Here is a 3,349-nt window from a genome sequence, read left to right on the forward strand (position 1 = left end):
CAGCAGGACCAGTCCGGAGCGCTGGCAGCCAAGCGCCATGCGCACCGCCATTTCCTGTTCGCGCAATGCCACGGAGAACGCAATCACGCCATAGATCCCAAGAACACTGAGCAGCACTGCAGCGATGGCAAACGAGGAAATCAGCACGGTATTGAAGCGTCGCGGCGCCTCGCTCTTCGAGATGGCGTGCTCCATCGTCTGCATCTGGCAGAGCGGCAACTGCGGGTCAATCTTCTGCACCGTTGCGCGCACCGTGTCTTCCATCTGCTCCGGGGCCATACGGCTGCGCAGAACAATCCAGCCGTCGGCGGCGCTCAATTCGCCGACAGAGGCGAAAACGCCTTCACTGGCGACCGTCTGTGTTACCGGCTGGTATACCTGTGGCATCGTCTCCGCATCGGGCGGCCCCAGCTTGACGTCATCGACCTCGCCCACCACCGTCATCCACGGCGTGGAGGTCTCCGGCAAGCCCCGGCGCAGCCGTTTGCCGATCGGGTCCTGGCCTGGCCAGTAGCGCTCGGCCATCCTGTGATTCACGATAGCCACCAACTGTGAGCCGGCGTTGTCCGACTCGGTAAAGACGCGACCGCGGAGCACACGAATGCCCAGCGCCTCGAAGGGATCACCCTCGACCAGCGACATCGCCGCCATATTCAATCCCCCGCCCCTGGCAGGAACATAGCCTTCGATCGTGAAAGTGGTGCCCCAGTTATTGCCGACCGCAGGCAAAAACGAAGTGATGCCAACCGCATCAACGCCAGGCAACTGCGCTAGATCGTTCAGCAGAGTTTTCGTGAATTCGTCGATCGCAGATTGCGTTCGATACTGCTGCTGCGGTAGAACGTAGAGCGCAGCCACCGTATTGTCGGGGCGGAAGCCCAATTTGACATCGCGCATCTTTTCGAAGCTGCGCAGCAATAGGCCGGAGGCGGTAAGCAGGGTCAGCGCCACGGCAATCTCCGCAACCACCAGCGCCGAGCGTAGCCTGGCGTGGCCGCTGCCCGAGGTGCCGCTGCGTCCGCCTTCTTTGAGCGCCTCATTCACGCTCATCCTGATTGCGGCAAATGCTGGAGCCAATCCGCAGAGGAAGCCGGTCAGCAGCGCCAGTCCCAGCGCGAAGAGCATGACCGGCCAGTCCAAGCCAATCTCATTGGTGCGAGGTAGCGTCTGCGGTAGCAAGCTTACGCCCACCCGCAGAGCGAGAGCCGCCAGTGTCAGCCCTATCGCGCCACCGGCGATACTCAAGGCCATGCTTTCCACGATGGCCTGTCGGAGTAATGTGCCCGCGCGAGCACCCAGGGCGAGCCGCACCGCGATCTCTCTTCGTCTGCGGATGGCCCGCACCAGCAGAAGCCCCGCCAGGTTCGCACACACGATCAGCAGAACAACGATCACTGCAAAGAACAGGGTGCGCACAAGGGGTCGCGCCTGCTCCACCGTATCTTCCTGCAGCGGCGTCGCCACCGCGTGAATACGAAGACTGCGCATGTAGGCCGGATAGTCGCGCATCGTTTCCCGCGCCACTCGCTCCGCATCGCTCTGCGCCCGCTCGACAGTGATGCCGGGCTTTAGGCGCCCCACCATGCGAGAGTTCCACGACGCCGCGCTGCCCGCCGTAAATTCCTCTGGCTGCAGGCTGAGCGGAAGCCAAAGCTCGCTCTGGTTCACATGCCCAGGGTTGAGCGGAAAATCGAAATCGCGCGGCATCACGCCGATCACGGTGTAAGGCTTGCGATAGAGAATGATCTTGCTCCCCAGTACGTTCGCATCGCCGTGGAAGCGGCTCCGCCACATGCGATAGCTCAACACCGCCACTTGCTGCTGTTCTTCATCTTCCTGTTGCGTGAACGTGCGCCCCAGCAGCGGTGGCACTCCGAGCGCGGCAAAGACCTCGCCGCTCATACGCGTCGCATTCACCGCCGCCGGATCGCCCGTGCCGGATAGTTCAAACAATCTTCCTCGATAACCACCCAGGTGGCTAAAGCTTTGCGTGTCACGCATGTAATTGCGGACGTCGGGAGCGGTTACGCTGGACTGAGCGCAAGACGCGCAATGCGAGCCTTCAAGCACATCTCCCAGGATAACCAGACGATCTGGGTCGGGGAACGGCAGCGGACGCAGCAGTACTCCCTCGACGATGGAAAAAATCGCCGTCGTCGCTCCGATACCCAACGCCAGCATCACGGTGGCCGTCATTGTAAATCCGGGAGACTTACGCAGTTGGCGGAAGGTATATCGAGTGTCTTGCAGAATCTGGCCCAGCCCTTGAAACGCTCGCTCGTCGCGATGCAGTTGCTTCGCCTGCTCCACGCCTCCATAGGCGAGTCTGGCCGCCCGTCGTGCATCCTCAGGGGTCATGCCCTGGCGCAGATATTCGTCTTCCATCAATGCTAGATGCGCGGCTATTTCTCTTGCCAGGTCCGCCTCGACTTTGGTGTCGGTGAAAAGCAGATAAAACCTTAGAAAGATGCGTCTCAGGTGCTTCATGGCTAAGACTCCTCAAGCAAGAGCCGTTCCACCAGAGCCGACATTCTTCTCCACGTTTTTGTCTCCTCCCCTAAGGCTTTCTGTCCCGCCTTGGTGATTTCGTAGTATTTGGCTTCCCGGTTGCTCTCGGTCCTTCCCCAGGCTCCCTTAATCCACCCGTACTGCTCCAGCCGGACTAATGCTGGATAGAGAGTGCCCTGGTTGAGGTTGAGCAGCTGATCGGAGATCTGCTGGAGACGCGTGGCAATTTGATAAGCGTGTTGTGGGCCCATCGTCACGAGTGTGCGCAAAACGATGAGATCAAGTGTCCCCTGCAGCAGCTGGATTGATTCTTTTTCTTTATTAGGCATCCAAGTGGTCTCTCTAAAGAGAGACTACTACGCTTCACTTGCTTGTCAAGTGGACTTCATGCGAAATAACCCGTCGAGGAAGACCCCGGAGATGTCGGCTGTCGGGGGCCTTCGGAACCACACGACAATTGAAATCAGCCTCTCGCGTATCCACATGGTCTCCGGTTTGGTCCTGGAACGTATGTGGAGGACAAAGGCAGTTCAGAGGATCGTAACGATTTGTCGTCTAGTCAGCTTTCGGAAACTAGCTTTTCCATTCTCGGTCGGCAATATCAGGGCTTAGAGTAGTTGGACCGTCCTGAATTCGAAAAGGCAGCCAAATCGGTCGTTCACCGGCTGCTCAAGGTTCTGCTTACAGCCGAGATATCTCTCGGTGCCGCAAGCCGCTGATTGATGGTACCCGCTGCCAATCCCAAGAGATTCCAGATGGAGACGAAACCTCAGAACACTGTCCCATTAAGAGCAAGTCTCGGCTCGGAACAATACCAGGTGATGAACTGCTCCATCGCGAA

At 59.0% G+C, this 3,349-nt stretch carries 2 protein-coding genes; both read right to left on the reverse strand.

Features of this window, described 5'->3' with window-relative positions:
* The coding region (locus tag JOY90_RS22315) for an ABC transporter permease (protein WP_291693280.1) at positions 1-2,487 on the reverse strand (2,487 nt) is incomplete at its 3' end.
* 2 nt (positions 2,488-2,489) lie between these two features.
* Complete coding sequence (locus tag JOY90_RS22320) at positions 2,490-2,837, reverse strand: PadR family transcriptional regulator (protein WP_291693281.1); 348 nt, start codon at positions 2,835-2,837, stop codon at positions 2,490-2,492.
* Positions 2,838-3,349 lie beyond the last annotated feature (512 nt).

Source organism: Bradyrhizobium sp. (genome assembly GCF_019242285.1).
Taxonomy (GTDB): domain Bacteria; phylum Pseudomonadota; class Alphaproteobacteria; order Rhizobiales; family Xanthobacteraceae; genus Bradyrhizobium.